Genomic DNA, 24,618 nt, shown 5'->3' with positions numbered 1-24,618 from the left:
CAATAAAACAATCTAACAAAATCACGCAGACAAGACTCCAACACCAGGCAATCCCAGGAAAAGGACTACCCAGCTCATCTCATCTGCAAGATGCTCGCGTTCACTATACAGTTCCCAAACAACAACCCCGCACCCCCGCAACAACACCCCAAAACCAACACCAACCAAAGGCCAGCATCAATCCACCAGGACATCCTTGCAGCAAACACAGGACAAACACCGAAACACCAAGAACCCCTCACCCAAGCGAACACCACCAGGACCCTCCCCACAGGAAGAACCCCGGCAACCATTCACCAGGAAAGGAGGCTTGTTGCCTCAAAACCCAACAGCATGCCAAACCATACAAACCACACAACACCCACACACCGCATTCCAGCACCGCAAGAAGAAAACCCCCTGCAATGCGTACTAGCAGATGCCCAAGCACCACGCGGCCACAGCCAATACCCCGCACCAGCATCAGCCAGCACGTTTTCCGGTATTGAGTCCATTGATATTCCACCCATGAGCAACCCACCCGGACAACACTCGTGTCCAGCATGGGCAACCAATAATGGTTAGCTCCTTAGAAAGGAGGTGATCCAGCCGCACCTTCCGGTACGGCTACCTTGTTACGACTTAGTCCCAATCGCCAGTCCCACCTTCGACGACTCCCCCCACACAAGGTGGTTAGGCCATCGGCTTCGGGTGTTACCAACTTTCGTGACTTGACGGGCGGTGTGTACAAGGCCCGGGAACGTATTCACCGCAGCGTTGCTGATCTGCGATTACTAGCGACTCCGACTTCATGGGGTCGAGTTGCAGACCCCAATCCGAACTGAGACCGGCTTTTAGGGATTAGCTCCACCTCACAGTATCGCAACCCATTGTACCGGCCATTGTAGCATGCGTGAAGCCCAAGACATAAGGGGCATGATGATTTGACGTCATCCCCACCTTCCTCCGAGTTGACCCCGGCAGTCTCCCATGAGTCCCCACCACTACGTGCTGGCAACATGGAACGAGGGTTGCGCTCGTTGCGGGACTTAACCCAACATCTCACGACACGAGCTGACGACAACCATGCACCACCTGTGAACCAGCCCCGAAGGGAAACCCCATCTCTGAGGCGGTCTGGCACATGTCAAGCCTTGGTAAGGTTCTTCGCGTTGCATCGAATTAATCCGCATGCTCCGCCGCTTGTGCGGGCCCCCGTCAATTCCTTTGAGTTTTAGCCTTGCGGCCGTACTCCCCAGGCGGGGCACTTAATGCGTTAGCTACGGCGCGGAAAACGTGGAATGTCCCCCACACCTAGTGCCCAACGTTTACGGCATGGACTACCAGGGTATCTAATCCTGTTCGCTCCCCATGCTTTCGCTCCTCAGCGTCAGTAAATGCCCAGAGACCTGCCTTCGCCATCGGTGTTCCTCCTGATATCTGCGCATTTCACCGCTACACCAGGAATTCCAGTCTCCCCTACATCACTCTAGTCTGCCCGTACCCACCGCAGATCCGAGGTTGAGCCTCGGACTTTCACGGCAGACGCGACAAACCGCCTACGAGCTCTTTACGCCCAATAAATCCGGATAACGCTTGCGCCCTACGTATTACCGCGGCTGCTGGCACGTAGTTAGCCGGCGCTTCTTCTGCAGGTACCGTCACTTTCGCTTCTTCCCTACTGAAAGAGGTTTACAACCCGAAGGCCGTCATCCCTCACGCGGCGTCGCTGCATCAGGCTTTCGCCCATTGTGCAATATTCCCCACTGCTGCCTCCCGTAGGAGTCTGGGCCGTGTCTCAGTCCCAGTGTGGCCGGTCACCCTCTCAGGCCGGCTACCCGTCGTCGCCTTGGTGAGCCATTACCTCACCAACAAGCTGATAGGCCGCGAGTCCATCCCCCACCGATAAATCTTTCCACCCCGCACCATGCGGTGCGAGGTCATATCCGGTATTAGACCCAGTTTCCCGGGCTTATCCCAGAGTCGGGGGCAGGTTACTCACGTGTTACTCACCCGTTCGCCACTAATCCACCCAGCAAGCTGGGCTTCATCGTTCGACTTGCATGTGTTAAGCACGCCGCCAGCGTTCATCCTGAGCCAGGATCAAACTCTCCATAAAAAATAAAAAGCCACCAGCAACCCCTTGGAAAAGAAGGGCGAAGCCGATGAAGTCCTGGCGAATAATAAAACACTCAAGAACACTGCACGGGGGTGCAATGCCTCAAGCAAATGTTATGTATTCACCAAATAAAAATATCCGGTATCAACAAACTTGGCACACTATTGAGTTCTCAAACAACAAACACTCTCGACACCACAACCACCAATCCTTCGATGACTGCTTCGCTCCGGAGCAACTTTTCCAACTTACCAGACTTCCTAATCCGATCAAAATCGGTGGAAAACCTTGAGTGGAAAGTGATTGGCTGCCGGGTAAACATTCGGTAGATTCCGTGGTGTTTCCGTTCCGGCAACAGATAAAAACTATACACAGGTTTTCAGGGCTCCGCAAATCGATAGGACGCTTTTTGCAGTGATCGTCGTTACACTCTGAGGGCATGTTCCACGGCGGCATATTGGCACGCCCCAAGAGTCTTTCGCATTGGTTCGAGAATCTAAGGGCCCTCGCCTCGATGTCTGCTGGATCTCCATACGAATAGCGAACATTCCCAGGATGGCAGAATCGTCAATGCCCAGGATCCGAAGACCATGCTAAGCAAAGCATCGAAACGGATGTCAGCAATGCAGCCTGTGAACGCCTGGTCCATGCGGGATAAACGTAGGACCCCGTGATTCCAAGAACCTTGACCAGACACCCAAAGTGCCGCCACGGTAAATCCCCTAGCTGCAATCGCTATGCAGAAGAATTCGATGGGCTGTATTCGTTTGTAGCCAAAAGTAATGTCATCAAAAGTTAGGCGTCGAACGGCGCTTGGACGCCACGGTGGCCGTTGCCCTAGCCACAGGTGATCTGGAGTGGACTAGTCCCGCAGGCCGTAAAACGGGAGTTCATGATTCGCAACGAGGCAAGACGGATACCGTGTCGTTCTACACCCAAGAAGGCGCCGGCCTACCTTCGATGCCGTTTCAGTGTTGCGCGCAATCTGAGTCAGTCCGTATTTCACTGGTACATCCATTGAGCCAACGACTCAGGCGATCACGACAGGTTTCAGTAGGACCTATGAAGAGATCGTTGAAACGCAGTGGTGGCTCTACGGCTCTACGGCTCTACGGCTCTACGGCTCTACGGCTCTACGGCTCTACGGCTCTACGGCTCTACGGCTCTACGGCTCTACGGCTCTACGGCTCTACGGCTCTACGGCTCTACGGCTCTACGGCTCTACGGCTCTACGGCTCTACGGCTCTACGGCTCTACGGCTCTACGGCTCTACGGCTCTACGGCTCTACGGCTCTACGGCTCTACGGCTCTACGGCTCTACGGCTCTACGGCTCTACGGCTCTACGGCTCTACGGCTCTACGGCTCTACGGCTCTACGGCTCTACGGCTCTACGGCTCTACGGCTCTACGGCCAGTGTCCCGTCATCCACATTAGAACTGCAAACCAGGCCGGCCTTGTCGAAGGGATGCCTAGTTTGGGGAAGCTCCAGTTAAAGCCGAATTCGAAACCGTCCATAGTTTCCGTGCATAAAAAAATCGCGGAACATAAGTTCCGCGATTTTTTTGCTTTGGTGACCCCAACGGGATTCGAACCCGTGTTGCTGCCGTGAGAGGGCAGAGTACTAGGCCGCTATACGATGGGGCCGTATGCTGAAGAAAATCTTCAGCTCACCAAATTTCTTTGGTGAAGCGCTGGGATACCAGGACTCGAACCTAGAATGACGGAACCAGAAACCGTTGTGTTGCCAATTACACCATATCCCAATGTGACTTGGTATTCGTTTGCTTCAGCAGCCGAAGCTGATCCGCATTGAATGCCTTAGCACGAGATATAACTATACCTAAAAAAATCTCAGATCGCACATCCTGAGGCGATATCCTCGAGTGATCTGCAGCTCGTTTGCTGGAACGCTTGTTATGGAACTGCCATTCGCTACAGGACAGCCTTCAAATTGCCCCCTAAAACCCAGAAGGCTATTTAGGTTTTACCGGGTGTTGCTGGGGCGGCTTAACGCAAAAAAGGGGGAACCGTAGTTCCCCCTTTTGCTGCAAGTCGGGATAACAGGATTTGAACCTGCGACCTCGTCGTCCCGAACGACGCGCGCTACCAAGCTGCGCCATATCCCGTGGTTACAACCCTTTCACTATACACCCGTGCAGGACTATTTTCAGAGTCCGCCATGCCTGCGCGTTTCGCATCGCCAGTTCATTGGCTGCCCCTCGTAGGTTCTTACTTTAAATGGCTTTCCCGGGATTCAAGATATTCAACGGATCCAGAAGACGTTTGATCTGCTGTTGGAGTTCGACCACTTCACTTGATTGCTCCCATTGCAACCAATCCTTTTTAATCAATCCGACACCGTGTTCACCGGTAATCGTGCCGCCTAGTTCCAAAGCAATGCGCACTGAGGCTTCAACCGCACGGTCTAGCCTGGCTAAGGGGTCCACACCGTCTTCTGGTTCTACAGAGAATGTCGGGTGCAGATTGCCATCGCCCACATGCGAAATCATCCGCATGTCGACGTTCTCTTCGCGTGCCACTTGTTGAACGTGGTGCACGTATTCAACCATTCTGCTTTTCGGAATGGCGACATCTTCGCCAGTCCGGTAAGCATCATCTTTGGTATCACCGCGGCTGGTTCGGCGCATTTCGATCAGCTACATAGCTCTGGGATCCGCAGAATTGCTTAGCTGTGCATTGCGTTCTTCGAAAACTTCACGGAGAGCAGATTCTTCACGCTCGGCGCCATAGCCATCTAGTCGAGCCAGCAACATGGCACCGCCGAGGCCTGCGTAATTCGTTGAGTACTGTTCATCGAGAATGAGCAACGTCGAGTGATCGATCAGTTCCAGAATGGCAGGTTGGATTCTAGCTTTGGCAATCAATTGAACGCCTTCGACTGCCTCCTCCAAGCTGGGGAACAATAGCGTTATGTCCCTTTCATCCACTGGAAGATAGCGCAATCGAACAACTACGCGAACGACGACGCCCAATGTGCCCTCGGACCCTGTGAATAGGGCAGCGAGATCATAGCCAGCGACGCCCTTGAACGTATTCTTGCCAACTCGGATTAGCCGGCCGTCAGCCAATACGACGTCTAGTGAGAGGACAGATTCACGAGTGACGCCATATTTCGCGCAACGCAAACCACCAGCATAGGTAGCGATATTGCCGCCGATCGTCGACATCTTGTAGCTCGCAGTATCCGGGGCATACATGAGACCAAATTCTGCAACGGCTTCGTTCAGCTGATGATTGATGACGCCAGGTTCAACAACAGCGACTTCATCTTCCGGGCGGATTTCTAGAATTCTATTCATTCTGCTCAGGTTCAACACGATGGCATCGCCTAGCACGTGAACGCCCCCGGAAACACCAGTGCCGGCACCGCGGCTAATCACCGGCACCTTGTATTCAGTGGCCAAGCGTAGAACATGTTGGACATCCGCTACGGAACTGGCGAAAACCACGGCTAGCGATTCAACGGGATTCCCCGACAATTGCCCGAAGTCCCTGGAGTTTTCTCGAAGCACCACACGCGATGTTTCGAGGGCTCCGTCCGGTAACGCTGCGCTTAAGGCATCTAGGAATTCAGCGTGGGTAGTTGCCATCGTCATCTCCACGAGTCTGTGTCTGCAGGTATTTACTTGAGACTAAGGCTTACGGCAGGCAAAGGTGAACTAGATGACTTGCCTATGCAATAGCTGTCCGGTGCACGGCGCTGTTTGTGCCCTCATTACGGGTCACCTTGCAGCAGGCCTAGGTCACGGCCCCAGCATTCTTTGAGGCTATCGCCGTTCAGCTGCTGAAGTCTCTTCCATCTTCGTTGCTTGGGTTTCAGCTGGACTAGGCTTTACTCTTACGAACAGCCGATAGCAGATGCCCAGGATTGCAACCCAAATTAGACCAGTAATGAGCGCACTGCGCGTTTCCGGAATAATGCCAATAAGGACGATCACAAAGATCATGAAGGCCAACGCCAAGTAGCTGCCCACGGGCCACAACGGAACTGGGAATGCTGATGGTTCAAGAGCATCTCTGTCTATCCGATGCTTCATCCGGATATGCGAGATCAAGATCATCGACCAAACGACAACGGTCGCGAACGTAGCCAATGCAGCGATCAGGAAGAAGATCTGGTCTTCGAACCATATGTTCAGCACGACACCGATAAGCAGCGCACCGATCATCGATAAAGATGTCACCCATGGGACACCGTTAGCCGTGGTCTTCGTGAACACCTGGGGTGCCTGGCCTTGCTTGGCCATGCCGTGAATCATGCGTCCTGCGCCGAAGATGTCCGCGTTGATTGCTGAAAGTGCCGCTGTGATTACGATGAAATTCAGAACGTTCGCTGCAGACGAGAAACCGATGCTGGAGAAGATCGAGACGAATGGACTCTCATTGCCATCGATCGTGTTCCACGGCTGAATGCACATGATGACACCGAGCGTCAGTACGTAGAACAATAGGATGCGCACTGGGACAGAGTTGATCGCCTGCGGTATGACCTTTCGGGGGTTTTGTGCTTCGCCGGCAGTAATGCCGATTACCTCGGTGCCACCGAAGGCAAACATGACGATCGTCAGCGAGGCGAGAACTCCCCAAATGCCGTGCGGCATGAAACCCTCGTTAGCGAAGAGATTGGAAAGACCAGCAGCGCCTTCGCTTTGATTTCCCAGACCGAAGACGATTACGAGAACTCCACCGGCGATCATTGCAACGATGGCGACGACCTTGACCAGCGAGAACCAGAACTCCAGTTCCCCGAAGACTTTGACCGAAAGCAGGTTCACGGCAGCGATGAAGAAAACAACCGCCAGGATCCAGATCCATCGTTCAACGTTAGGGAACCAGAAGCCCATATACACGCCAAAAGCTGTCACATCTGCCAGAGCCACCACAAACATTTCAAAGGTGTAAGTCCACCCTGTGGCGAAGCCAGCGAAACGGCCGACAAATTCAGTGGCATAGTTGCCGAATGAGCCGGAGGTCGGATTGCGGACGGCCATTTCTCCCAACGCACGCATCACCATGAACACCACTGCGCCACCGAGTATGTAGGCCAGCAGCACGGCTGGACCAGCCATTTGAATGGCGCTTGCAGAACCGTAGAATAAGCCAGTGCCGATGGCAGACCCTAGGGCGATAAATCTGATATGCCGTGTGCTCAAGCCGCGTCTCAAGTTTTGGCTTGTCTGGCTAGTTCGCATATTGCTCCTCCGAGATTCCTAGATGCTCAGTGGGCTCCTACTCACCTTTGCTGGTGCGCTTCAACCCCCCGCCACCTATGTAATCGCAGTCACAAGCATGTCGGATCGGCGAAATGGTCAAGAGAGTCCGGTACCTCAGACTAGTGATAATTTGAAGCTGAGATACCGGACTGCAGTTCTTTCAAGGGCTTTATTGAATCGTCATGATAAGCCTCTTGGAGCTTCGCCCACTAGAGCTGGCATGGAAATGTTTATCTGGTCTGGCTCCGTGCGCATTGCCGCCGCAGTCTCCTGAACTAGCCAACCGACAAAGTGGTGCGCTCCGGAAAACTGACAGCAGGAACACGCATCTGTGGACCACAGGCGATCTATTGGAGGCCGAGGCTTCTGCTGTGCGCCTATGTCAGTGCTTTCGTAAAAAGAGGTGCGAGGCCTCGCAATTGCGGATTCGGTGCCCAGTCGTCGGAAAAGCCGAACTAAGTGATTGCTCGTGGACTTGAGAACAGGTCAAAACAGCCAATGACGCTGGCGCTCAGTCGAGAATCAAGCGACGAAACGTGGCTGCCACTTTTGCTTGGAAGTCACGTCCTGCACCGCTCGACTTGCCTCGATCTAGCAGTATTATTTCGCCGGGCGATCGAACCCGGCGAAGAACTGGACGGAGCTAATCGATAGCGTCAAGCAGGATAACGAAGTTGAGAGTAGGGGAGCATTTTAGCTTGGCGCAGGCAGTTTTCAATTGGCTATGACACCATCTGGCATGCCTGGCAACCACCCGTCAGTGGAAACAATTGAAACTAGAAAACAATCCTCTGCCCCATACCCGGTTGCACTCGAACATCGGCTATCAGACTAAGTTGAAGTTCAATCCTTTAAGGTTGCTAGTCATCACAGCTGGCACCGCAACCCAATACCAGCCCCATCTGGAGCAGAATAGAAGCGGCCAGCGGCCAAACCCCCTTAAACACGAACAGGCCAGGCAATAGCACCTGGCCGCACACTGACGGGTTAAACAGGTGAGGCTCCAACCATCACTGGCTAGAGCCTCAAACCCACTTAGGTTAAGTCCGGCGGTGACCTACTCTCCCACACCCTCACGAGTGCAGTACCATCGGCGCAATGGGCCTTAGCTTCCGGGTTCGGTATGGGACCGGGCGTTTCCCCCACGCTATGACCGCCGTAACAATCACGAAGCACACAAACCAAATATTTCCTGGTCAGTGTTTTCCGGTGCTACAAAGTCTTGTAACTCATCCGTATTTATTGGCTAGAGGTTGTTGTCTCGTAACCGCATAGTGAACGCGAACAGCATTGAAAAATATCAGTTCAAATTATTGTTTTATTGTGTGTTGTAAGTCATCGGCCTATTAGTACAGGTCAGCTGCACAAGTCTTCAGTCCTTGCTTCCACATCCTGCCTATCAACCCAGTGGTCTAGCTGGGGGCCTCTCACACACAAAGGTGCATGGAAATCTCATCTCGAAGCAGGCTTCCCGCTTAGATGCTTTCAGCGGTTATCCCTTCCAAACGTAGCTAATCAGCGATGCACTTGGCAGTACAACTGACACACCAGAGGTTCGTCCGTCCCGGTCCTCTCGTACTAAGGACAGCCCTTCTCAAATTTCCAACGCGCGCAGCGGATAGGGACCGAACTGTCTCACGACGTTCTAAACCCAGCTCGCGTACCGCTTTAATGGGCGAACAGCCCAACCCTTGGGACCTACTCCAGCCCCAGGATGCGACGAGCCGACATCGAGGTGCCAAACCATGCCGTCGATATGGACTCTTGGGCAAGATCAGCCTGTTATCCCCGAGGTACCTTTTATCCGTTGAGCGACGGCCCTTCCACGAGGTGCCGCCGGATCACTAGTCCCGACTTTCGTCCCTGCTCGAGCTGTCACTCTCACAGTCAAGCTCCCTTGTGCACTTACACTCGACACCTGATTGCCAACCAGGCTGAGGGAACCTTTGGGCGCCTCCGTTACATTTTAGGAGGCAACCGCCCCAGTTAAACTACCCATCAGGCACTGTCCCTGAACCAGATCATGGTCCGAAGTTAGGTGACCGGTACAGCCAGAGTGGTATTTCAACGATGACTCCACCTGGACTAGCGTCCAAGCTTCACAGTCTCCCACCTATCCTACACAAGCTGCACCGAACACCAATACCAAACTATAGTAAAGGTCTCGGGGTCTTTCCGTCCTGCTGCGCGTAACGAGCATCTTTACTCGTACTGCAATTTCGCCGAGTTCATGGTTGAGACAGCGGGGAAGTCGTTACTCCATTCGTGCAGGTCGGAACTTACCCGACAAGGAATTTCGCTACCTTAGGATGGTTATAGTTACCACCGCCGTTTACTGGGGCTTAAATTCTCAGCTTCGCCACAAAAGTGACTAACCAGTCCTCTTAACCTTCCAGCACCGGGCAGGAGTCAGTCCGTATACATCGTCTTGCGACTTCGCACGGACCTGTGTTTTTAGTAAACAGTCGCTTCCCCCTGGTCTCTGCGGCCCACACCCGCATCAGAGAAGCAAGTTCTCATCACGGGGCAGGCCCCCCTTCTTCCGAAGTTACGGGGGCATTTTGCCGAGTTCCTTAACCATGATTCTCTCGATCGCCTTAGTATTCTCTACCTGATCACCTGTGTCGGTTTGGGGTACGGGCGGACTGGGACCTCGCGCCGATGCTTTTCTAGGCAGCATAGGATCACCGAATCACCCCATAAACGGGGCGCCTATCAGGTCTCAGAAACATGAGCGGCGGATTTGCCAACCGCTCTTCCTACACCCTTGGACCAGGTCAATTCCATTGCCTGGCTCGGCTACCTTCCTGCGTCACACCTGTTAATACGCTGACCTCACTGCATCGGTTCCCACCACACCACCAGCAACCATTCCCGAAGGAACAAATCACCGGATCCGTCATGGTTAGCATCCACAGCTCAGTATGGGCGGTCCTTCGCCGGTACGGGAATATCAACCCGTTGTCCATCGACTACGCCTGTCGGCCTCGCCTTAGGTCCCGACTAACCCAGGGCAGATTAGCTTAACCCTGGAACCCTTGATCATTCGGCGGACGGGTTTCTCACCCGTCATTCGCTACTCATGCCTGCATTCTCACTCGTGTGGCCTCCACCGCTGGTTTACACCGCGACTTCACCGTCCACACGACGCTCCCCTACCCATCCAAACACCCAATCGAAACCAGGTTAATATTTGAATGACGCAACTTCGGCGGTGTGCTTGAGCCCCGCTACATTATCGGCGCGGAATCACTTGACCAGTGAGCTATTACGCACTCTTTCAAGGGTGGCTGCTTCTAAGCCAACCTCCTGGTTGTCACAGCAACTCCACATCCTTTTCCACTTAGCACACGCTTAGGGGCCTTAGTTGGCGTTCTGGGCTGTTTCCCTCTCGACTATGAAGCTTATCCCCCACAGTCTCACTGCTGCGCTCTCACTTGCCGGCATTCGGAGTTTGGCTAAGGTCAGTAACCTTGTAGGGCCCATCGCCTATCCAGTAGCTCTACCTCCAGCAAGAAACACGCAACGCTGCACCTAAATGCATTTCGGGGAGAACCAGCTATCACGAAGTTTGATTGGCCTTTCACCCCTACCCACAGCTCATCCCCTCCATTTTCAACTGAAGTGGGTTCGGTCCTCCACACGCTCTTACACGCGCTTCAACCTGGCCATGGGTAGATCACTTCGCTTCGGGTCTAGATCACGCCACTCAAACGCCCTATTCAGACTCGCTTTCGCTACGGCTTCCCCACACGGGTTAACCTCGCGACGTAACACTAACTCGCAGGCTCATTCTTCAAAAGGCACGCCATCACCAGGGAACAAGTCCCCAGCTCTAACGGATTGTAAGCGCACGGTTTCAGGTACTATTTCACTCCCCTCCCGGGGTACTTTTCACCATTCCCTCACGGTACTGATTCACTATCGGTCATCAAGTAGTATTCAGGCTTACCAGGTGGTCCTGGCAGATTCACACAAGGTTTCACGGGCCCCGTGCTACTCGGGTATCAACACTAGAACGGCAGACACGCATTACGCCTACGGGACTATCACCCTCTCTGGTCCGGCATTCCAACCGATTCACCTATACGCCTGCACCTCATCCCACCAGCAAGATAGCGCTGGTACATGTCAACCCCACAACCCCGATGATGCAACGCCTATCCGCTATCACACACCAACCGGTTTAGCCCCATCCGCGTTCGCTCGCCACTACTAACGGAATCACTGTTGTTTTCTCTTCCTGCGGGTACTGAGATGTTTCACTTCCCCGCGTTCCCTCCACACAGCCTATACATTCAGCTGCAGGTCACACCACATAACATGGTGCGGGGTTCCCCCATTCGGAAATCCTGGCCTCAACGTCCGGTTATCGACTCCACCAGGCTTATCGCAGATTCCCACGTCCTTCATCGGCTCTTGATGCCAAGGCATCCACCGTGCGCCCTTAAAAACTTCAACACAAATCAAAGTCTCAGAATTGAGCAATAAAACAATCTAACAAAATCACGCAGACAAGACTCCAACACCAGGCAATCCCAGGAAAAGGACTACCCAGCTCATCTCATCTGCAAGATGCTCGCGTTCACTATACAGTTCCCAAACAACAACCCCGCACCCCCGCAACAACACCCCAAAACCAACACCAACCAAAGGCCAGCATCAATCCACCAGGACATCCTTGCAGCAAACACAGGACAAACACCGAAACACCAAGAACCCCTCACCCAAGCGAACACCACCAGGACCCTCCCCACAGGAAGAACCCCGGCAACCATTCACCAGGAAAGGAGGCTTGTTGCCTCAAAACCCAACAGCATGCCAAACCATACAAACCACACAACACCCACACACCGCATTCCAGCACCGCAAGAAGAAAACCCCCTGCAATGCGTACTAGCAGATGCCCAAGCACCACGCGGCCACAGCCAATACCCCGCACCAGCATCAGCCAGCACGTTTTCCGGTATTGAGTCCATTGATATTCCACCCATGAGCAACCCACCCGGACAACACTCGTGTCCAGCATGGGCAACCAATAATGGTTAGCTCCTTAGAAAGGAGGTGATCCAGCCGCACCTTCCGGTACGGCTACCTTGTTACGACTTAGTCCCAATCGCCAGTCCCACCTTCGACGACTCCCCCCACACAAGGTGGTTAGGCCATCGGCTTCGGGTGTTACCAACTTTCGTGACTTGACGGGCGGTGTGTACAAGGCCCGGGAACGTATTCACCGCAGCGTTGCTGATCTGCGATTACTAGCGACTCCGACTTCATGGGGTCGAGTTGCAGACCCCAATCCGAACTGAGACCGGCTTTTAGGGATTAGCTCCACCTCACAGTATCGCAACCCATTGTACCGGCCATTGTAGCATGCGTGAAGCCCAAGACATAAGGGGCATGATGATTTGACGTCATCCCCACCTTCCTCCGAGTTGACCCCGGCAGTCTCCCATGAGTCCCCACCACTACGTGCTGGCAACATGGAACGAGGGTTGCGCTCGTTGCGGGACTTAACCCAACATCTCACGACACGAGCTGACGACAACCATGCACCACCTGTGAACCAGCCCCGAAGGGAAACCCCATCTCTGAGGCGGTCTGGCACATGTCAAGCCTTGGTAAGGTTCTTCGCGTTGCATCGAATTAATCCGCATGCTCCGCCGCTTGTGCGGGCCCCCGTCAATTCCTTTGAGTTTTAGCCTTGCGGCCGTACTCCCCAGGCGGGGCACTTAATGCGTTAGCTACGGCGCGGAAAACGTGGAATGTCCCCCACACCTAGTGCCCAACGTTTACGGCATGGACTACCAGGGTATCTAATCCTGTTCGCTCCCCATGCTTTCGCTCCTCAGCGTCAGTAAATGCCCAGAGACCTGCCTTCGCCATCGGTGTTCCTCCTGATATCTGCGCATTTCACCGCTACACCAGGAATTCCAGTCTCCCCTACATCACTCTAGTCTGCCCGTACCCACCGCAGATCCGAGGTTGAGCCTCGGACTTTCACGGCAGACGCGACAAACCGCCTACGAGCTCTTTACGCCCAATAAATCCGGATAACGCTTGCGCCCTACGTATTACCGCGGCTGCTGGCACGTAGTTAGCCGGCGCTTCTTCTGCAGGTACCGTCACTTTCGCTTCTTCCCTACTGAAAGAGGTTTACAACCCGAAGGCCGTCATCCCTCACGCGGCGTCGCTGCATCAGGCTTTCGCCCATTGTGCAATATTCCCCACTGCTGCCTCCCGTAGGAGTCTGGGCCGTGTCTCAGTCCCAGTGTGGCCGGTCACCCTCTCAGGCCGGCTACCCGTCGTCGCCTTGGTGAGCCATTACCTCACCAACAAGCTGATAGGCCGCGAGTCCATCCCCCACCGATAAATCTTTCCACCCCGCACCATGCGGTGCGAGGTCATATCCGGTATTAGACCCAGTTTCCCGGGCTTATCCCAGAGTCGGGGGCAGGTTACTCACGTGTTACTCACCCGTTCGCCACTAATCCACCCAGCAAGCTGGGCTTCATCGTTCGACTTGCATGTGTTAAGCACGCCGCCAGCGTTCATCCTGAGCCAGGATCAAACTCTCCATAAAAAAATAAAAAGCCACCAGCAACCCCTTGGAAAATAAGGGCGAAGCCGATGAAGTCCTGGCGAATAATAAAACACTCAAGAACACTGCACGGGGGTGCAATGCCTCAAGCAAATGTTATGTATTCACCAAATAAAAATATTCGGTATCAACAAACTTGGCACACTATTGAGTTCTCAAACAACAAACACTCTCGACACCACAACCACCAATCCTTCGATGAATGCTTCGCTCCGGAGCAACTTTTCCAGCTTACCACCGCGTTGACCATTGTCAATTCGGTATTTCAGACTGGTTCACCCCGCTGTTTCCGATTCGCCTTTTCAGGCCGTCCGGATCAGCGGCGCGAGATAAAACTTTACACGCATCCCGCCACGACGCAAAATCGGCCTGTTTCCAGAACTTGCGGGCTAAAACCCCCGGAATCATGCGGATCCTCAGCATTCCAAGATGAATAGCGGCTGAAAACAACGGAAATTCGTTGTTATGAAGCGGGTCACCTTAACGACCGTGGGTCATAACTTGCCTTGGCAAGTTATGACCCACTCATGATGCTTGGAAGCTACTTGGCCTTCTCAGCACGCAAACGCGATACCTCGTACAGCGAGATGCCAACAGCCATCGAAGCATTCAACGATTCCATGGCCGAGTCGATTGGAATCGACACGATCGCGTCGCAGTTTTCGCGAACCAGCCGGGACAGGCCCTTGCCTTCGGAACCAACCACGATGCACAGCGGGCCGGTTGCCAATTCGAAGTTCGGCAGCTGCATATCGCCACCGGCGTCGAGGCCGATCACGAAGATGCCGGCAGCCTTGATTTCCTTCAGCGCGCTGGTCAGGTTGCTGCACTTGGCAACAGGTACGCGAACCGCTGCACCGGCGCTGGTCTTCCACGCCGAGGCGGTCATGCCGACGCTGCGGCGTTCTGGAATAATCACGCCATCTGCGCCGAAGGCCGAAGCCGAACGGACAATCGCGCCCAGGTTACGCGGGTCGGTGATGCCATCCAGTGCCAGGAACAGCGGCTGGGTCTTGGTGTAGCCCTTGTCGAAGTCCTTGATGGTCTTGGTAGCCAGCTGGACTGCGTCCTTGTACTCGTATGGCGGGATCTGCAGGGCCAGGCCCTGGTGGATCGCGTCATCGGTCATGCGGTCCAGCTCAGGCTTGGATGCTTCCATCAGCGGGATGCCATGCTCGGCAGCCAGCTTCAGGGATTCGCGGACACGGTCATCGACGTCGATGCGGATGGCAACATGCAGCGCCTTGGCAGGGATCCCGGCGCGCAGCGCCTCGACGACGGAGTTGCGTCCGGTGACGAATTCGGCGTTGACCTTGATGCGTTCGGTACGGCGGCCGGCGCTGCGCTTGGCAGCCGAGCGCTCGGAAAGCTGCTTGGCACGGTACGCCTTGTGGTACGGGCGGTCCTCTGCCTTAGGGGTCGGGCCCTTGCCCTCGAGGGATCGACGTCCCTTGCCACCACTACCCTTGGTTGGGCCCTTTTTGCTCATTGGTAATTGTCCTTTGGTTTTTGAGTTCGTTGGCGTCGCACTGATTCGCGACTAGTTATCCAGGGTCCAGCGGGCGCCATCGGCCGAATCCACCACGGTAATCCCGGCGGATGCCAGTGCATCGCGGATCGCATCGGAGCGCGCCCAGTCCTTGGCTGCCCGGGCTTCGGCGCGTTCGGCCAGCTGCGCCTGGATCAGCTGGTCCAGGGCCTCGTGCTCTGCGGAAGAATCCGACCCTTCATTGCTGCCAGCATCATCCAGGCCCAGCACCTGGGTCATGGCCAGGACCTGGCCCAGGGCCTTGGCGGCGGCAGCGTCATCACGCTGGTCCAGGGAAGCGTTGCCCAGCCGCACGGTTTCATGCAGTGCAGCCAGGGCCATGGGAACGTTCAGGTCATCATCCATCGCGGTGCCGAAGGCTTCCGGCACCGCGGTGGCTGCGATCGCCTCGGCGGCGGCACCCAGGCGGTAGCGCGCATTGGAGATGAAGGTATCCACGCGTTCCACCGCTGCCCCGGCCTCGGTCAGCGAGTCCGGGCGGTAGTCGAGCATCGAACGGTAGTGCGCCTGGCCCAGGAAGTAGCGCACCACGCGGGCATCGGCCAGCGCTAGCATTTCTTCCGGAGAGATGGTGTTGCCGATGGACTTGGACATCTTCTCACCCTCATAGGTGACCATGCCGTTGTGCATCCAGTAGTTGGCGAAGCCGTGGCCTGCCGCATTGGACTGGGCCATCTCGTTCTCGTGGTGCGGGAAGCGCAGATCCAGTCCGCCGCCGTGGATGTCGAATGCGCTGCCCAGGTATTTGCCGGCCATCGCCGAGCACTCGAGGTGCCAGCCCGGGCGGCCGCGTCCCCAGGGGCTGGGCCAGGACGCGGTCAGCGGATCGGTATCCTTGTGCCCCTTCCAGAGCGCGAAGTCGCGTGGGTCCCTCTTGCCGCGCGGATCCGAATCCGGGGCGTCCTGCATGTCGTCGACCTTCTGGCGGGTCAATGCACCGTACTGCTCATAGGAGCGCACATCGAAGTAGACATCACCAGAGCTGTCGGCTGCCGGGTAGGCGTGGCCTCGGTCGATGAGCTGCTCGATCAGCTCATGCATTTCGGTGATGTGCCCGGTCGCGCGCGGCTCATAGGTCGGCCGGCGCACGCCTAGCGCCTCGTAGGCAAGCGAGAATTCCTGCTCGAAGCGGTACGCCAGGGCGAACCATTCTTCGCGCGGCTTGTAATGGGCATCGGCTTCGAAGTCCGCGGCGAAGGAGTTCGCCGACTTTTCCAGGATCTTGTCATCGATGTCCGTGACGTTGCGGACGGTGGTGACGGCGAAGCCCCGGTATTCGAGCCAGCGCACCAGGATGTCGAAGACGATGGCACTGCGAACATGGCCCACGTGCGGCATGCCCTGCACGGTGGCGCCGCAGTAGTACAGCTTGACTTCGCCTTCCGCCAATGGCTGGAAGTCGCGTACGGATGCTGTTTTGGTGTCATAGAATCGCAGGCTCACGCCTTTAAGGTTATCCGATGGATGCACGCTTTGTGCTTCACTTGTGACGCTCTCGATGAGCTAAGCCCGCGGCAGCGCCGACGGGCCTAGTGCGAAACCGGATAGACCAGTGCGGTGGCATAGGCGGTCACGCCCTTGCCCTCCCCCTCGTACCCCAGCCCGTCGCTGGTAGTCGCAATGACGCTGACTGGGGCGCCGATCGCCTCGCTGAGCACCGCGTTGGCCTCCTCGCGGCGCGCGGCGAAGCGCGGGCGGCGGCCGACGAACTGCACCGAGACATTGCCGATCTCGAATCCTGCCTCGCGCACCAGGCGGGCGGCTTCTGCAATCAGGCTCACACCGCTGGCCCCGGCGAATTCCGGGCGGTCCACCCCGAAGTGCGTGCCCAGATCGCCTATGCCCGCTGCGGAGAACAGCGCATCGCAGGCAGCGTGCGCTACCGCGTCGCCGTCGGAGTGGCCGGACAGCCCGATGTCGTCCGGGAAGTGCAGTCCTGCCAGCCACATTTCGCGGGCCGGGTCGTCGCTGACCGCGTGGACATCGATGCCGTTGCCGACTCGTGGCAGGATCATGGCTTCTTCCTTTGCACTGGGGTTGCTGGCCAGGTGGCTTGCCGCGAGCTTGCCGGCGGCGTCGAGGTCTTCGGGGTAGGTGACCTTTAGTGCTTGCTGCGATCCGGGCAGCACCTGGACTTCGGCGCCGAAAGCCCGCACGATCGACGCGTCATCGGTGACCAGCTCCAGTTCGGCTTCGGTGCAGGAATCCAGCCGGGCGTGCGCCGCGCGCAGCAGCGCCGCGTCAAAGCCCTGCGGGGTCTGCACCGCGCGCAGGGTGGAACGCGCCGGGGTTTCCTTGATGATCTCGTGCTCGCCGGAGGCATCGGGCTGGACCACGCAGATGGTGTCGGTGACGTCCAATGCCGGAATCACCGCGTTGCACTGCTCATCGGCGAGGGCGACCAGCACCCTTTCATGGAGCTCGGCCGGGGCGAAAGCGCGGGCTGCGTCATGGACCAGGATATTCGCTGCCTCTGAACTGGCGACGGCCAGTCCTGCGCGAACCGACGCGGCGCGGCTTGCACCGCCGGGCACGGTGCGGACCCGTTCCCCGTACTGGGCCATGGCTGCGGCCAGGCGCTCGTCCTTCGGCGGGGTCACCACAATGATTTCGGTGATCTGCCCAACCCCGAGGATCCGGTCCACTGCGTGTTCTGCCAAGGACTTCCCGGCCACCTGAACCATCGCCTTGGGAATTCCTGCGCCAAGACGGGTTCCCATACCGGCCGCAACTAGGATCAGGCTTGAATTTTGCGCTTCGCTTTGCTTCACAGCGCCCAGCTTATCGTGCCGCGTCATCCTGAATCGGCTGCTTTAACGCCAAAAGCCGTGAAACGCTTGGGAGCGTTTCACGGCGATGCGTTACCGGAACTGGGTTAGGCCGAAGCCAGAACCTCGTCCAAGAGGCCTTCCGCCTTGGCCTCGTCCAGATCCTTGGCCAAGGCCAATTCACTGATCAATACCTGGCGAGCCTTGGCCAGCATGCGCTTTTCGCCTGCCGACAGACCACGGTCGTTTTCTCGGCGCCACAGGTCGCGAACTACTTCTGCAACCTTGATGACATCGCCGGAAGCGAGCTTCTCGACATTTGCCTTGTAGCGGCGCGACCAGTTGGTCGGCTCTTCGGTAAATTCAGCACGAAGGACATCGAACACATGGTCCAAGCCTTCCTGACCTACCACGTCACGTACGCCAACAAGATCAACGTTCTCGGCTGGAACCTCAATGGTCAGGTCGCCCTGAGCCACCTTGAGCTTGAGATACATTTTCTCTTCGCCCTTGATCTTGCGCATCTTGATCTCTTCGATCATTGCGGCACCGTGGTGCGGGTAGACAACAGTCTCGCCAACCTCAAAAACCATGTGGATAAACCCCTTTCCCACGTTCCAGTCTACCATGTTTGCTATTCATGGCCTTGCGATTGTGCCCCATATAACCGCGAATTCATGCGGAATTGCCTCTTCCACTTGCAAGAGAAACATGCTATGAAGAAGATAAGGCAGTCGATTGCACACCACCCCCTTTCCCAGCGACGGTTGTCTACAACTTGTCGAAAAGCGTGTGTTGCACGTCGCTAAATCGCGTCTTTGCGTGAAAAACAGCTAGGCTTAGAGGTAATCGTGGTCCTTTTCGCGGCTGCCCCTGCCCCAGGTGCAGCCGATTCAACCGGCCACGAACCCGAAGCAACTCATTATTCTCACCGAGGAGTTAGTGTCGTGATCACCGCACGCATGACCGCTGGACGTCGCATCGCCGCGTCCCTCGCTGTGGCTGCCCTGGCATTCGGTGTCACCAGCTGTGGCGCCATCAACGAGCAGGCCACCAACATGGACTACGCCGCCAGCGATGGCGTCAACGTCGATGTCGCAGACGCCAAGGTTCGCAACCTGATGTTCGTCACCAACAGCGACGACACTGAAGCCCGCCTGATCGGCTCCGTAATCAACGCCGGCGATTCCGCGCTGACCCTGTCGGTCAAGGCCGAGAACACTGCACCTGTCTCCATCCAGGTTCCTGCCGATGGCACTATCAAGCTTGAAGATGACAAGAACGAGCAGATCATCAAGAACTTGGGCATCCCTGCTGGCCAGCACGCACCTTCGGTCTTCACCGTCGCCGGCGAGAACGTGGAATTCAGCGTTCCAGTAGTCGATGGCACCCTTGCCGAATACCGCGACTTCGTACCGGGCGGTGCCGATGAGTCGGTCACCGAGCACCTGACTCCGGAAGAGAGCCACTCGACTTCGGGCCACTAGGCTCCGCAAGCCGAAACAGCAGCCCCGGACAGAATCACTGATTCTGTCCGGGGCTGCTGCCGTATCCGGTCTATTTGGCCTTAGACCACGAACTTGTAACCCAGTCCGCGCACGGTCACCAGGCGTTCGGGGACTGCCGGGTCAACCTCGATCTTGGAACGCAGGCGCTTGACGTGCACATCCAGGGTCTTGGTGTCGCCCACATAGTCGCTGCCCCAGACGCGGTCGATCAGCTGTCCGCGGGTGAGCACGCGGCCGGCATTGCGCAGCAGCATTTCCAGCAGTTCGAATTCCTTCAGCGGCATGGACACCTCGGTGTTGTCGACCGAAACCACATGGCGTTCGACGTCCATGCGCACCGGACCGGCAGTGACCACGTTGCTGATCAGCTCCTCGCCTTCGCCCTGGCGTCGCAGCACGGCGCGGATGCGGGCCAGCAGTTCGCGGGAGGAATACGGCTTGGTGACGTAGTCGTCCGCACCGAGTTCCAGGCCCACCACCTTGTCGATCTCCGAGTCCTTCGCAGTGAGCATGATGACCGGGACCTGGCTGTTCAGGCGGATCTGGCGGATCACCTCGGTGCCCGGCTGGCCCGGAAGCATCAGGTCCAGCAGCACCAGGTCTGCGCCGTGGCGTTCGAACTCGGTGACTGCCTTCAGGCCGTCGTCGGCGATCCGGACTTCGAAGCCTTCGCGTTCGAGCAGGAAGGACAGCGGGTCTGAGAGCGACTCCTCGTCCTCAACGATCAATATGCGGGTCATCGGCGTCCTCCTTCACGATCGGACGCACTCGCCTCGATCGTTCGTTCCTTCATCGTCTGGCCGGCAAGCGCATTGCTGGTCGCCGGTTCTTCGTCCGCTAGGGGAAGTCTTAGGGTAAATGTTGATCCGTGGCCGGGCTGCGACCACAGGGACACTTCGCCGCCGTGGTTGGCCAGCACGTGCTTGACAATGCTCAGCCCCAGCCCGGTGCCGCCGGTCTGCCGCGAGCGTGCGGAGTCCACGCGGTAGAAGCGCTCGAACACGCGCTCCTGCTCCTCGGGCGAGATGCCCGGTCCCTGGTCGGTCACCGAAATCTGGGCGTAGCCATCGCGCTGGCGGATCCCCACGCCGACCGTGGTGTGCTCCGGCGAATAGCGGATGGCATTGTCGATCAGGTTGCGGATAGCGGTCATCAGCAGGTCCGCATCGCCCAGGATCGGCTCTTCGAGATGGCCGCCCACGGTAATGGTGATGCCCTTTTCCTCGGCAATCAGGTGGCTGCGGTCCACGGCTTCTGCCACGACGCTGTCGATATTCACTTCCTGGCCCTGCACGATCGCGTCGGATGCCTGCAGCCGGGAGAGCTCGATGATGTCCTGCACCAGGGCCGCCAGGCGCCGCGATTCCTTGTCCATCCGGGTGGAGAAGCGGCGTACCGCCTTCGGGTCGTCGGCGGCTTCGGTGATGGCTTCGGCCAGCAGCCCGATGGCGCCGACCGGCGTTTTCAGCTCGTGGGATACGTTGGCCACGAAGTCATTGCGCATCGCTTCGGTACGGGTGATTTCGGTGCGGTCGTCGGCCAGCAGGAGGATGTATTCGTCTCCCAGCGGAGCGACGCGCACGTGGACAATCAGCTGCCCGGCACCGAGCGTGGAGCGCTGCAGCTCGTACTGGCTTTCGGCAATCACGCCATCGGCGCGCACCTGGCGCACAAGCGAGAGCAGTTCGTTGTGGACCAGCGTGTGCCCGCGCACCAGCCCGTAGGCATAGGAGGCAGGGTTGGCCCGGACCACTCCGTCAACGTCATCGAGGATCACGAAAGCTCGCCCGATGACCGACAGGACGGCGGCCGCCCCCTCGGGGAGCACTGGCTCGTCGACTTGCGGCAGCTTCGAAGAGCGGGCCTGGGAGAGCCGGAAGGCGATGACGCCAACGATCCCCAGAGCCAGGCCGAGGACGCCGGCTATAAGAGTCGAGATCACTTCGTTCACATCTTTAGACTAGCTTCACCTGTGGGCGGCTCCAGCCCTAAATGACGTGTTTTAGTCGATTTCGGCGCGCTGTTCACCAAACGTTCACCTTTCGTGGCATATTCGTTAATCACCCGCTGACAAGCTGGAGCAAGACCCTCCACCATGCCACAAAACTGTCTCGTGGCGGGTGGCTGCCACGGCAGTCCACCATCCGGCATGGATACCGACACTCGAAAGGAACTGCTGTGCGTAAGGTATTTCAGGCAGACCTGCAGCAAATTGGCGAAGAACTCATTGAGATGGCCAACCAGGTAGCAACCGCAATGGACCGCGCTTGGGAATCGCTAGCCAACGTGGACGTCGATCTGGCACAGGAAGTCATTGCGGCGGACGCGAAGATCGACTTCCTGCAGAACCAGCTCGACGAACGGGCCATCGACACCTTGGCCCTGCAGGGGCCGGTAGCCAGCGACCTGCGCATGATTGTCGGTTCGCTGCGCATGAGCGCGTCGCTCGAGCGCATGGGCGATTTGGCCCGCCACCTGGCGCAGCTGACTCGTCTGCGGTTCCCCAACCCGGCGATCCCGGCCAAGATTTCCGACACCTTTGCCCAGATGGCAAAGATCGATATCGACATCGCCAAGGCGGTCGCGCGCCTGCTGGACACCCGCGATCTGAAGATCGCCACCGAAATCATCGAACTGAACCACGAGCTGGATCGTTTGCACTCCAGCGTCTTCACCCAGGTCGCGGCCGAGGACTGGGACGCCAACGCGCCAACCACCGTGGATGTGTCGCTGACCAGCCGCTACCTTGAGCGCTTCGGCGATCACGGCGTGTCCGTAGCCCGCAAGGTCACCTACCTGGTGACCGGCGAATGGGATCCAACCGAAATCTAGCTTCTCGGAGCATCGGCTCGATTGCATAGCCATGGCGCCTGCCATCCGGTACCAACGGATGGCAGGCGCCTTTTTTGTTCTTCAATTTTGCTTGGACGGGGCATGGGACTTCCGGCTGGGCGCTCCAGAGAGCACGCTGTGCGTCCTTGTTGGGCCCCGATGAGGAAGCTGGCCCAGCCAAGGATTCCAGCTCGTTAAACGGGCAGAGGGCTGCCCACCGATCGGTGGGCTGCCCTCTGCCCGTTCTCGGCGCACGAATGGCGCCAGTGTCTAGCGGGTTTCTAGCCTTCGCACTCGACGCAGAAGCCTACGTTGCCTTCTTCGCGCACCAGCTGCGAACGGTGGCGGATCAAGAAGCACGAGCCGCAAATGAACTCGTCGTCTTTCTGCGGAATGACCGTAACGGTCAATTCCTCGTTGGAGAGATCCGCGCCCGGCAGATCCATGCCATCGGTGTGATCGGTCTCGTCGAGCTCGCGCACCACCGACTTGGCGTCCGGTGCGTTTGCGGACTTCACCGCATCCAGAGAAGCCTTGCGTGCCTCAGCAACGTCTGGGCGGACTTCATCGTAATCAGTTGCCACGAATTGCATTCCTAACGTGAGCCATTGAGCCTATTCGAAATAGGAGATTACAGCATACTAATGCCAAAAATACAATCGTGCGCAGTTGTTTCGCTCACAGCCGGATGCCTGGCGTTATCCCCGCGTTAATAAGCAGACGGCGGCTTCGCGATCACCGGCCCATGGCCGGTCATCGCGAAACCGCCGAAAAGCGTGTCCTACTTGCGACCTTGGTTGGCGACGGCCTTGATAGCGTCGGCCGCGGCCTCTGGATCCAGGTAGGTTCCGCCCTTGGTGATTGGCTGGAAGTTGTCATCCAGTTCATAGACCAGCGGGATGCCAGTCGGGATGTTCAGGCCGGCAATGTCTTCATCGCTGATGCCGTCCAGGTGCTTGACCAGTGCGCGCAGGGAGTTGCCGTGGGCGGTGACCATGACGGTCTTGCCTGCCGACAGATCGGCCTTGATGTTGTTCTCCCAGTACGGCAGCATGCGCTCCAGCACGTCCTTGAGGCACTCGGTACGCGGGGCGGAGTCGCCCAGCGCCGCATAGCGCTCATCATTGATCTGGCTGAATTCCGAGGAGTCGTCCAGTGCTGGTGGCGGGGTGTCGTAGCTGCGGCGCCATTCCATGAACTGCTCTTCGCCGAATTCGGCCAAGGTCTGCGCCTTGTCCTTGCCCTGCAGCGCACCGTAGTGGCGTTCATTCAGGCGCCAGTCGCGGTTCACCGGAATCCAGGAACGGCCAGCGGCTTCCAGAGCCAGGTTCGCGGTGACAATTGCGCGGGTCAGCAAGGAGGTGTGCAGCACCTCCGGCTTGTAGCCTGCTTCGGCCAGCAGCTGGCCGCCGCGGGCTGCTTCAGCACGGCCTTTCTCGGTCAGCGAGACATCGTACCAACCGGTGAACAAGTTCTTTTCGTTCCATTCGCTCTGTCCGTGGCGAAGCAAAATCAAAGTGTGGCTCATGGAATCTATCCTAACCAATGCGCAAGCCCACTCGCGCGAAAGTTAAGGCCCGTGGTTAAAGTGCGAAGACCTGCGCTCCGCCATCAAGCGGATGCAGGTCTTCGTGAAAACTTGGGTGCCTTGGCGCGGCCTAGTAGTTGTACCAGCCGCCGCCCTTGCCGCTCACTGCTGGCTTGACGTCCGCAAGGTACACGCAGGCGATGCAGGCGCCGATTAGCTGCAGGAAGCCGATTCCGCCCTGTCCAAGCATGCCCAGCAAGGCTACAGCGGTGCTGGCCACTGTCAGACCGAGCCAGAAGCCCTTGGTGCGCTTGCCTTCCTGGGCGAAGCGATCCGCGCCATGGCGCAGGCAATCAACCAGAGCCCAAACGGCGAGCGCCACGATGACAACGCTCAGGGCGATCATCATGTAGTACTCGATCAGTCGGGCTACGTGCATCATGTTCATGCCTTCACTCTACCTTTGCGACGCATTTGATGGGCACTGTGCCACGCGCGG

The 24,618-nt window shown here is 57.3% G+C and carries 12 protein-coding genes, 3 tRNA genes, 4 rRNA genes and 1 pseudogene; 2 read left to right on the top strand and 18 right to left on the bottom strand.

Going from position 1 to position 24,618, the window contains the following annotated elements:
* Window positions 1-572: 572 nt before the first annotated feature.
* The 13 genes and pseudogenes from ACR9WD_RS02695 to ACR9WD_RS02635 all read right to left on the bottom strand — a co-directional run bounded on the left by ACR9WD_RS02695 (window position 573) and on the right by ACR9WD_RS02635 (window position 18,844).
* Window positions 573-2,098 (bottom strand): 16S ribosomal RNA (locus ACR9WD_RS02695).
* A gap of 1,569 nt (window positions 2,099-3,667) precedes the next feature.
* Window positions 3,668-3,743: transfer RNA gene (locus ACR9WD_RS02690), tRNA-Glu, on the bottom strand.
* A gap of 47 nt (window positions 3,744-3,790) precedes the next feature.
* Window positions 3,791-3,862: transfer RNA gene (locus ACR9WD_RS02685), tRNA-Gln, on the bottom strand.
* Window positions 3,863-4,151: 289 nt separating this feature from the next.
* Window positions 4,152-4,225: transfer RNA gene (locus ACR9WD_RS02680), tRNA-Pro, on the bottom strand.
* A gap of 108 nt (window positions 4,226-4,333) precedes the next feature.
* Window positions 4,334-5,710: pseudogene (locus ACR9WD_RS02675) on the bottom strand (FAD-binding oxidoreductase).
* 177 nt (window positions 5,711-5,887) lie between these two features.
* A complete protein-coding gene (locus tag ACR9WD_RS02670; protein WP_434922651.1) occupies window positions 5,888-7,312 on the bottom strand; it encodes an amino acid permease in 1,425 nt (474 codons plus the stop codon).
* 1,065 nt (window positions 7,313-8,377) lie between these two features.
* Window positions 8,378-8,494, bottom strand: a 5S ribosomal RNA gene (gene rrf / locus ACR9WD_RS02665).
* A 164-nt stretch (window positions 8,495-8,658) separates the two neighbouring features.
* Window positions 8,659-11,794: ribosomal RNA gene (locus tag ACR9WD_RS02660) — 23S ribosomal RNA — on the bottom strand.
* A 596-nt stretch (window positions 11,795-12,390) separates the two neighbouring features.
* Window positions 12,391-13,916: ribosomal RNA gene (locus ACR9WD_RS02655) — 16S ribosomal RNA — on the bottom strand.
* Together the 16S, 23S and 5S rRNA genes form the textbook arrangement of a ribosomal RNA operon.
* A gap of 559 nt (window positions 13,917-14,475) precedes the next feature.
* Entirely contained in the window at window positions 14,476-15,423 is a 948-nt protein-coding gene (gene rlmB / locus ACR9WD_RS02650; RefSeq protein WP_066144108.1) for a 23S rRNA (guanosine(2251)-2'-O)-methyltransferase RlmB, read from the bottom strand.
* A gap of 51 nt (window positions 15,424-15,474) precedes the next feature.
* On the bottom strand, window positions 15,475-16,926 hold the full coding sequence (gene cysS / locus ACR9WD_RS02645; protein ID WP_073707487.1) for a cysteine--tRNA ligase: 1,452 nt from the start codon (window positions 16,924-16,926) through the stop codon (window positions 15,475-15,477).
* 86 nt (window positions 16,927-17,012) lie between these two features.
* A complete protein-coding gene (gene ispD / locus ACR9WD_RS02640; RefSeq protein WP_121866196.1) occupies window positions 17,013-18,281 on the bottom strand; it encodes a 2-C-methyl-D-erythritol 4-phosphate cytidylyltransferase in 1,269 nt (422 codons plus the stop codon).
* Between the two features lie 77 nt (window positions 18,282-18,358).
* A complete protein-coding gene (locus ACR9WD_RS02635; protein WP_038993823.1) occupies window positions 18,359-18,844 on the bottom strand; it encodes a CarD family transcriptional regulator in 486 nt (161 codons plus the stop codon).
* Between the two features lie 354 nt (window positions 18,845-19,198).
* On the opposite strand from ACR9WD_RS02635, the gene ACR9WD_RS02630 reads away from it, so the two are divergent.
* Window positions 19,199-19,738 (top strand): hypothetical protein, encoded by a 540-nt coding sequence (locus ACR9WD_RS02630; protein ID WP_434922650.1) that lies wholly within the window; start codon window positions 19,199-19,201, stop codon window positions 19,736-19,738.
* A gap of 80 nt (window positions 19,739-19,818) precedes the next feature.
* Here ACR9WD_RS02630 and ACR9WD_RS02625 read toward each other — a convergent pair whose 3' ends face one another.
* Together ACR9WD_RS02625 and ACR9WD_RS02620 are read right to left on the bottom strand one after the other, a co-directional pair.
* A complete protein-coding gene (locus ACR9WD_RS02625; RefSeq protein WP_038993821.1) occupies window positions 19,819-20,499 on the bottom strand; it encodes a response regulator transcription factor in 681 nt (226 codons plus the stop codon).
* Window positions 20,496-21,710, bottom strand: a complete 1,215-nt coding sequence (locus tag ACR9WD_RS02620) for a sensor histidine kinase (protein ID WP_038993820.1) — start codon at window positions 21,708-21,710, stop codon at window positions 20,496-20,498. The genes ACR9WD_RS02625 and ACR9WD_RS02620 overlap by 4 nt, the downstream gene beginning before the upstream one ends.
* Before the next feature lie 227 nt (window positions 21,711-21,937).
* On the opposite strand from ACR9WD_RS02620, the gene phoU reads away from it, so the two are divergent.
* Window positions 21,938-22,591, top strand: coding sequence for a phosphate signaling complex protein PhoU (gene phoU, locus ACR9WD_RS02615; protein WP_038993819.1), 654 nt, complete (start codon window positions 21,938-21,940; stop codon window positions 22,589-22,591).
* A 281-nt stretch (window positions 22,592-22,872) separates the two neighbouring features.
* Here phoU and ACR9WD_RS02610 read toward each other — a convergent pair whose 3' ends face one another.
* The 3 genes from ACR9WD_RS02610 to ACR9WD_RS02600 all read right to left on the bottom strand — a co-directional run bounded on the left by ACR9WD_RS02610 (window position 22,873) and on the right by ACR9WD_RS02600 (window position 24,561).
* The gene (locus tag ACR9WD_RS02610; RefSeq protein ID WP_038993831.1) at window positions 22,873-23,175 is read right to left on the bottom strand and encodes a DUF4193 domain-containing protein; all 303 of its coding nucleotides are present in this window, start codon (window positions 23,173-23,175) and stop codon (window positions 22,873-22,875) included.
* 197 nt (window positions 23,176-23,372) lie between these two features.
* Window positions 23,373-24,119: a phosphoglyceromutase gene (locus tag ACR9WD_RS02605; RefSeq protein WP_066144097.1), complete on the bottom strand. Its 747-nt coding sequence runs from the start codon at window positions 24,117-24,119 to the stop codon at window positions 23,373-23,375.
* A gap of 130 nt (window positions 24,120-24,249) precedes the next feature.
* A complete protein-coding gene (locus ACR9WD_RS02600; protein WP_223308877.1) occupies window positions 24,250-24,561 on the bottom strand; it encodes a DUF2516 family protein in 312 nt (103 codons plus the stop codon).
* Window positions 24,562-24,618 lie beyond the last annotated feature (57 nt).

Source organism: Glutamicibacter sp. PAEs-4 (assembly GCF_051161755.1).
In the GTDB taxonomy this organism is placed as follows: domain Bacteria; phylum Actinomycetota; class Actinomycetes; order Actinomycetales; family Micrococcaceae; genus Glutamicibacter; species Glutamicibacter nicotianae.
Note: the sequence above shows the minus strand (reverse complement) of the source record. Positions and strands in the feature narration are given on the sequence as shown.